Origin of the sequence: Nocardioides sp. (assembly GCF_041600255.1) — a bacterium.
Taxonomy (GTDB): Bacteria; Actinomycetota; Actinomycetes; order Propionibacteriales; family Nocardioidaceae; genus Nocardioides.
The window spans coordinates 1-7,324 of sequence record NZ_JBFIKK010000150.1; the positions used below are offsets into that span (position 1 = coordinate 1).

The following is a 7,324-nucleotide window of genomic DNA, read 5'->3' on the forward strand; positions in this document are numbered from 1 at the left end:
CACAAGTGGCAGGTCAGCGGCTTTTGAGCAACCACAACTGGCAGGTCAGCGCAGGAGGGGGGCGATGGTGTCGGTGATCCGGGAGTCCATCGGCTCGATCGACGGGGAGAACCGGGCGACCACCGCACCGTCGGCGTCGATCAGGAACTTCTCGAAGTTCCAGGTGACGTCGCCGGCCTCGCCCTTCTCGTTCGGCGCCTCGGTCAGGGTCCGGAAGACCTCGTGCCGCTCGTCGCCGTTGACGTCGACCTTCTCGGTCATCGGGAACGTCACGCCGTACGTCGCGGAGCAGAACTCGGCGATCTCCTCGGCCGAGCCGGGCTCCTGACCCAGGAACTGGTTGCAGGGCACGCCGACGACGGTGAAGCCCTGGTCGGCGTACTTCTCCTGCAGCTGTTCGAGCCCGGCGTACTGTGGGGTGAGGCCGCAGCGGCTGGCCACGTTGACGATCAGGGCGGGCTGCCCGCCGGTGACCTCACGCAGGGTCGCGGGCGTGCCGTCGAGGCGACGGATCTCGGCGTCGAGGATGCTCATGGGGCCAGAGCGTAGTGGGGGACTAGCGTCGGGGGGTCGACCCCCCGTGCACCTGAGAGGTACTGCTTGAGCTTCGTCCCGGTCACCGGACCCGCCACGTTCCGCGCCGCCGAACCACCGCGCGAGGGCATCATCGAGTTCACCGACGCCCGGCGGACCGTCGAGCTGCCGATCAGGGCGGCGCTGCCGATCCTGACCAAGGCGCACACCCGCGAGGACCTGCACCCCAGCGTCGGCCTCCTCTCCGGCGCCGCCCTGCTCGGCATGCGGATGGTGGCGGCCGGCAAGTTCGAGCCGAACGACGCCGGCAGCGCCTGGCGGGTCAGCCCGCTCGACGACCAGGACCGCGACCGGGTCACCATGCTCGCCGCCGCCCGGGCGAGCGACGGACTCGACCGCGCCGCCGCCGAGGAGCTGGTACGACGCGTGCTCGACGCGGTCGCGGACGCGATGCCGCGCCACCCGCCCTCCGCCGGCCACCACCCCGGCAGCCAGCCCAGCAACCAGCCCGGCCACCAGCCCGGCCACCAGCCCGCCGGCCAGCACGCCCCACGCCCGGCCCACCGGCGCGGCGACGAGCACCGCCCGGTCGACCGGCACCGACCCGGTCGCCGTCCCCCCACCTCCGACTTCGCCAGCCGGCTGCAGGCCCGGATCGAGCGGCACGGCTCGACCCAGGACGACCGCCCGCACCTGGTGGCGATCTCGCTGCGGGTCGAGGCCGACGAGGAGGAGCTGGTCGCCGGCGCGGTCCGCCTGGTCGCCCAGGTCCACGACGAGCGGAACCCGCTGCACCTGTGCGACGCGAGCCGGCTGTGGCGCGAGACCGACCCCGACCACGGCTTCGGCGACCGGGCCCGCACCCACGCCGTCCTGGCGCTGCGCGCGGCCGCCAACGCCTGGCCTCCGCTGGAGCGCCTGCTCGAACTGCGGGTGCCCGACCAGATCACCCTGGACACCGACGAGCTGGTCAGCCTGCTCCAGGACGGGGTCGGCGACCTCAAGGCGGTCGGCGTCGACGTGCTCTGGCCGCGCAGCCTCGGCCGCGACCTGACCGCCACCACGGTCCTGGACCGCGCCAAGCCCCCCGGCCGGAGCACCCCGCGCGAGCAGCCGCTCGGCGACGCGATGTTCGGCCCGGAGACGCTCTTCGCGTTCAACTGGCAGATCGCCCTGCACGGCGACCCGCTGAGCGAGGAGGAGATGGATCAGCTGGCCGCCTCGGCCGCGCCGATCCTCAAGCTCCGCGGCCACTGGACCGTGATCGACCCCGCCATCGCGCGCAAGGCCCGCAAGCGCCTGGTCCGTACCGTCAAGCCCGCCCAGGCGATCGCGGCCACCCTGACCGGCGTCGTCCAGGTCGAGGCGCACGACGAGCCGGTGATCATCGGCGCCTCCCTGCTCCAGGTGCGCGACCGGCTGCTTGCCGTCGAGGGCCGCCGGCCGGTGCCGCCGCCGGAGGCGCTGGCCGCCACCCTGCGCGACTACCAGCGCGAGGGCCTGACCTGGCTGGTCGAGATGACCGACCTCGGCCTCGGCGCCTGCCTGGCCGACGACATGGGGCTGGGCAAGACCGTCACCCTGATCGCACTCCACCTGCACCGCCAGCAGCGCGGCCACCGGGGCCCCACCCTGGTGGTCTGCCCGGCCAGCCTGCTGGGCAACTGGGAGGCCGAGATCGAGCGGTTCGCCCCCGGCACCGCCGTACGACGCTTCCACGGCGGGGCGCGCTCGCTGGAGGGGCTCCGGGCCACCCCCACGACCACGACCGATCCCGGGTTCGTGCTGACCACCTACGGCACGATGCGCCGCGACCACGCCGCGCTCGCCGAGGTCGGCTGGGGCCTGGTGGTGGCCGACGAGGCGCAGCACGTGAAGAACGCCCAGTCCTCGACCGCCCGCGCGCTCCGGGCGATCCCGAGCGCCGGCCGGGTGGCCCTGACCGGTACGCCGGTGGAGAACAACCTGACCGAGCTCTGGGCGATCCTGGACTGGACGACTCCGGGGCTGCTCGGCAGTCGCAACGCCTTCCGCAAGGTCTGGGCAGGCCCGATCGAGTCCGGGCTCGAGCCCACGAAGGCGCGCCAGTTCGCGGACCTGATCGGCCCGTTCCTGCTGCGCCGGCGCAAGTCCGACCCCGGCATCGCGCCGGAGCTGCCGGCCAAGACCGAGACCGACCACCCGCTGAGCCTGACCCGCGAGCAGACCGTGCTCTACGAGGCGTTCGTGCGCGAGACCATGCACCGGATCGAGCGTGCCGACGACGAGACCCGGCGCGGGCTGGTGCTCCTGCTGCTGACCGGGCTCAAGCAGATCTGCAACCACCCGGCGCACTTCCTCAAGCAGACCGGCGCGAAGCTGGCGGGCCGCTCGCAGAAGCTCGACCTGCTCGACGAGCTGCTCCCCACGGTCGTGGCCGAGGGCGGCGCGGTCCTGGTCTTCACCCAGTACGTCGCGATGGCCCGGCTGCTCGAGCAGCACCTGACCTCGATCGGCGTACCCCACCAGTTCCTGCACGGCGGCACCCCGGTGCGCGAGCGCGAGGCGATGGTGAAGCGGTTCCAGGCCGGCGAGGTGCCGGTCTTCCTGCTGTCGTTGAAGGCCGGCGGCACCGGGCTGAACCTGACCCGCGCCGACCACGTCGTCCACCTCGACCGCTGGTGGAACCCGGCCGTCGAGGAGCAGGCCACCGACCGGGCGCACCGGATCGGTCAGACCCGACCCGTCCAGGTGCACCGGCTGATCACCCGCGGCACGATCGAGGAGCGGATCGACGAGCTGCTGACCCGCAAGCGCGCCCTGGCCGACGCCGTCCTCGGCCGGGGGGAGGCCGCGCTCACCGAGCTCAGCGACGAGGACCTGCGCGACTTCGTCAGCCTGCGCCGCGAGGCGCTGGACCCCGACGACGAGGACCCCGAGGACCCCGACGACGCTTTCGACCTGGGCGACGCGGACCAGCCGTGAACACCGTCGCGCACCCGCGCCTCCCGGCCCGGCGCAGCGCCGCCCGGGCGACCCGCTGGTGGGGCAAGGCGTGGGTGCGCGCGGTCGAGGAGTCGGCGTACGCCGAGCGCGACCTGGCCGCGGGTCGGGTCCTGGCCCGCTCGGGTCGGGTCGGCCAGATCGCGACGGGGGAGGGCAGCTTCGTCGCCTCGGTCGAGGACGACGACGGACTCTGGACGGTTTCCGGCACGGTCCCGGTGCTGGACGCGCCGAGCCGCGACGCGCTCCTGGAGACGGTGGCCGCCGAGGTCGGGCGCCTGGCGGCGCTGCTGTCGGGCGACCTGCCGCACGACCTGGTCGAGCACGCGGAGGAGACCGGGGTCGAGCTGCTGCCCTACGGCAGCGAGCTGCAGACGACCTGCACCTGCGCGGCCTGGGCCGACCCGTGCGCGCACGCCCTCGCGGTGCTCTACCAGCTGACCTGGCTGCTCGAGGAGGACCCGTTCGTGCTGCTGCACCTGCGCGGACTCTCCCGCGACGACGTGGTCGCCGGCGTGTTCGCGCTGCAGTCGCACCAGCCCGAGTCAGCCGCCGCCGACGGGCAGGACGGCGGGCAGAACGGCGAACCGGACGAGGGAGTCGACCCGCAGCAGGACGAGGACCTCGACGTGGCCTGGGACGCTGCCCTGCGCGCCCAACGGCTGCTCGACGTGCTCGACGAGGAGGAGCGGGAGGCCCCGCCGCCGGGGCACCTGTTCTGAGGAGAGGCGCCTCAGGAGAAGGGCGCCTCAGGAGACCGGCACGCCCAGGGAGCGCAGCGCCATCCGGTGCAGCAGGTCGTGCATGGAGACGTCCGGCAGCAGGCCGCTGTGCGGCGTGGAGTTGATCAGCCCGAACGCCGCGTGCGCCATCGCGCGGGCCTCGTCGAGGTCGAGCTCGACCCCGCCGTCGGCGTGCAGGCGCTGGAGTTGGTCGGCCCACAGGTCGACGTACGAGCGCTGCAGCGTGCGCACCTGCTCGCGGGCCTGGGCCGGCAGGGACTCCCAGTCGCGGTCCTGGACCACGATCAGCGGCCGGTGCCGCAGCGCGAAGTCCACGTGCCAGTCGACCAGGGCGGCGAGCCCGGCGGCCGGGCCGTCGGCGCTGGCCACCCGCTCCCGCCCGACGTTCAGCAGCTCCTCGCTGATCGAGACGAGCATCTCGGCCAGCACGGCGTCCTTGGAGACGAAGTGCTTGTAGAGCGCGGGCCCGGAGATGCCGCAGGCGGCGCCGAGGTCGGCCACCGAGACCCCGTGGAACCCGCGCGAGGCGAAGAGCTCGGCCGCGGTCGCCAGGATCTGCTCACGCCGGGTGGGCGGTTCCGGGAGCGCAGCGCTGGTCATCGCCCAAGGTTAGCGTTCGTTAACGCTGCTGGGCTCAGGCCAGCGAGAGGAAGAGCTTCTCCATCTTCTTCACGTCCACGTGGTCGAGGTCGTCGCCACGGGTCAGGCACTCCTGGAGCCCGGTCGCGACGATCGCGAAGCCGGCCCGGTCCAGGGCGCGGGAGACGGCCGCGAGCTGCGTGACGACGTCCTCGCAGTCGCGGCCCTCCTCCAGCATCCGCAGGACGCCGGCCAGCTGACCCTGGGCGCGCTTGATCCGGTTGATCACCGGACCCATGTCCTGAGGGTTGAGCTCCATCGCTCAGCGCTCCCCGCCGAGCGAGTCGAGCGCGGCCTCGAGAAGCTTCTTCGCCTCGGCGGCCACGTCGCACAACGCGTCCCCGGCGAGCCGGGTCATCGCGTCGGGGTCGAACGCCTCGACCACGGTGGTCGACTCGTCGATCGAGCGGACCACGACGTTGCACGGCAGCACCGCGGCGATCGACGGGTCGATCCCGATCGCCTGGTGGGCGAGCTGCGGGCGGCAGGCGCCCAGGATCACCTGGGGTGCGACGTCCACGTCGAGCTTCTTCTTCAGGGTCGCCTTGAGGTCGATCTCGGTGAGGATCCCGAAGCCCTGCTCGGAGAGGGCGTCGCGGACGTCGGCGACGGTGTCGTCGTACGAACGGGTGAGGGTGGTGGTGAGGACGAACGTCATCAGGCTTCCTTCCCTTCGGATGCAGCGATCTGGGCGCGGACCTCGTCCATGTCGAGGCCGCGCACGGCGGTGATGACCTGCTCGAGGCCGGCCTCCGGCAGTGCGCCGGGCTGGGAGAAGACCAGCACACCACCCTTGAAGGCCATCAGGGTGGGGATCGAGGTGATCTGGGCAGCGGCGGCCAGCCCCTGCTCGGCCTCGGTGTCGACCGAGCCGAAGAAGACGTCGTCGTGCTTCTGGCTCGCGGCCTCGTAGATCGGGGCGAACTGGCGGCAGGGGCCGCACCAGGAGGCCCAGAAGTCCACCAGGACGATCTCGTTCTCGGTGATGGTGCGCTCGAAGTTCTCGGAGGTGAGAGGTGCGGCGGTCATGGGTACTCCTTCTGGGTCGGGAACCAATTTGACTATACCCCGGGGGGTGTTAACGTTGGTCCCATCGTACATACCCCCAGGGGTATCCACAAACGAAGGAGGAACCGTTCAGATGCGAGAGATCGACGTGGCCCAGCTCGAGGCCGCCCTCCGCGACGGCGCTTCCCTGATCGACGTCCGCGAGCCCAGCGAGTACGCCGAGGGACACGTCCCCGGCGCCCGGCACATCCCGATGGGACAGCTCACCAACCGGATCGACGAGCTCGACAAGGACGCCCCCGTGCACGTGATCTGCGCCAGCGGCAACCGCAGCGGCGTGATGGTCGAGGTGCTCGACGCCGCCGGCTTCGAGGCCGTCAACGTGCGTGGCGGCACCTCGGAGTGGGCCCGCAGCGGCCGCGAGATCGAGAGGGGTTCCAAGTGAACGACCTGACCATCCTGACCATCGAGACGCCCACCCTCGGGGACCGCAGCTACGTGGTCCACGACGGCACGACCGCCTGCGTGATCGACCCGCAGCGTGACATCGACCGGGTGCTCGACCTGCTCGAGGAGCACGACGTCCGGCTGACGCACGTCTTCGAGACGCACGTCCACAACGACTACCTCACCGGCGGGCTCGCGCTCGCCCAGCGCACCGGCGCGCAGTACCTGATGAACGGCGAGGACGAGGTCAGCTTCGACCGGACGCCGATCACCGACGGCGAGAAGATCACCGTCAGCGACCGGATCACGCTCACCGCGGTGGCCACCCCCGGCCACACCTTCACCCACCTCAGCTACGTGCTGCGTGACGAGGAGAAGGGCGAGGACGTCGCCGTCTTCTCCGGTGGCTCGCTGCTCTTCGGCGCCACCGGCCGTCCGGACCTGCTCGGCGAGGAGCACACCGAGACCCTGGCCCGGCACCAGCACGCGTCGGCCCACCGGCTGACCGAGGTGCTGCCGGACTCGACCGAGGTCCTGCCCACGCACGGCTTCGGGTCGTTCTGCGCGGCGTCGCAGTCGGACGCCACCGAGTCCACGATCGGCGACGAGAAGCGCAGCAACCCCGCCCTGACCCAGGACGAGGAGACCTACGTCCGCGAGCTCATCGAGGGCCTCGGCGCCTACCCGGCGTACTACGCACACATGGGGCCGGGCAACACGGCCGGCCCCAGCGAGCCGGACCTCAGCACCCCCGAGCTCGCCGACGCAGCCGAGCTGCGGCGCCGGATCGAGGCCGGGGAGTGGGTCGTCGACCTGCGCAACCGGACGGCGTTCGCCGCCGGGCACGCGCCGGGCACGCTCAACTTCGGGCTCGACGGCGGCTTCGCCACCTACCTCGGCTGGCTGATCCCGTGGGGCACCCCGGTCACGCTGCTCGGCGAGAGCGCCGACGACGTGGCCGAGGCGCAGCG

Annotated in this window: 8 protein-coding genes and 1 pseudogene; 4 read left to right on the plus strand and 5 right to left on the minus strand. The window is 72.3% G+C overall.

Annotated features, from left to right (window positions below):
• Nucleotides 1-45: 45 nt before the first annotated feature.
• Nucleotides 46-534 carry a glutathione peroxidase gene (locus ABZE72_RS14635; protein WP_372729770.1) on the minus strand — a complete coding sequence of 163 codons (489 nt, stop codon included), beginning with the start codon at nt 532-534 and terminating at the stop codon, nt 46-48.
• A gap of 66 nt (nt 535-600) precedes the next feature.
• On the opposite strand from ABZE72_RS14635, the gene ABZE72_RS14640 reads away from it, so the two are divergent.
• Both ABZE72_RS14640 and ABZE72_RS14645 read left to right on the plus strand, forming a co-directional pair.
• Nucleotides 601-3,498 carry a DEAD/DEAH box helicase gene (locus tag ABZE72_RS14640; RefSeq protein WP_372729771.1) on the plus strand — a complete coding sequence of 966 codons (2,898 nt, stop codon included), beginning with the start codon at nt 601-603 and terminating at the stop codon, nt 3,496-3,498.
• A complete protein-coding gene (locus tag ABZE72_RS14645) occupies nt 3,495-4,238 on the plus strand; it encodes an SWIM zinc finger family protein (protein WP_372729772.1) in 744 nt (247 codons plus the stop codon). The genes ABZE72_RS14640 and ABZE72_RS14645 overlap by 4 nt, the downstream gene beginning before the upstream one ends.
• 27 nt (nt 4,239-4,265) lie before the next feature.
• Here the strand turns inward: ABZE72_RS14645 and ABZE72_RS14650 are convergent, their stop codons facing one another.
• The 4 genes from ABZE72_RS14650 to trxA are packed head-to-tail and all read right to left on the minus strand — an operon-like array spanning nt 4,266 to nt 5,927.
• A complete protein-coding gene (locus tag ABZE72_RS14650) occupies nt 4,266-4,859 on the minus strand; it encodes a TetR/AcrR family transcriptional regulator (RefSeq protein WP_372729773.1) in 594 nt (197 codons plus the stop codon).
• 34 nt (nt 4,860-4,893) lie between these two features.
• Nucleotides 4,894-5,157, minus strand: a complete 264-nt coding sequence (locus tag ABZE72_RS14655) for a metal-sensitive transcriptional regulator (protein ID WP_372729774.1) — start codon at nt 5,155-5,157, stop codon at nt 4,894-4,896.
• Between the two features lie 3 nt (nt 5,158-5,160).
• Nucleotides 5,161-5,556, minus strand: coding sequence for a DUF302 domain-containing protein (locus ABZE72_RS14660; protein WP_372729775.1), 396 nt, complete (start codon nt 5,554-5,556; stop codon nt 5,161-5,163).
• Nucleotides 5,556-5,927: a thioredoxin gene (trxA, locus tag ABZE72_RS14665; protein ID WP_372729776.1), complete on the minus strand. Its 372-nt coding sequence runs from the start codon at nt 5,925-5,927 to the stop codon at nt 5,556-5,558. The genes ABZE72_RS14660 and trxA overlap by 1 nt, the downstream gene beginning before the upstream one ends.
• Before the next feature lie 112 nt (nt 5,928-6,039).
• On the opposite strand from trxA, the gene ABZE72_RS14670 reads away from it, so the two are divergent.
• Complete coding sequence (locus ABZE72_RS14670) at nt 6,040-6,351, plus strand: rhodanese-like domain-containing protein (RefSeq protein WP_372729777.1); 312 nt, start codon at nt 6,040-6,042, stop codon at nt 6,349-6,351.
• Nucleotides 6,348-7,324: pseudogene (locus tag ABZE72_RS14675) on the plus strand (MBL fold metallo-hydrolase); the annotation flags it as partial. The gene ABZE72_RS14670 and the pseudogene ABZE72_RS14675, both read left to right, overlap by 4 nt.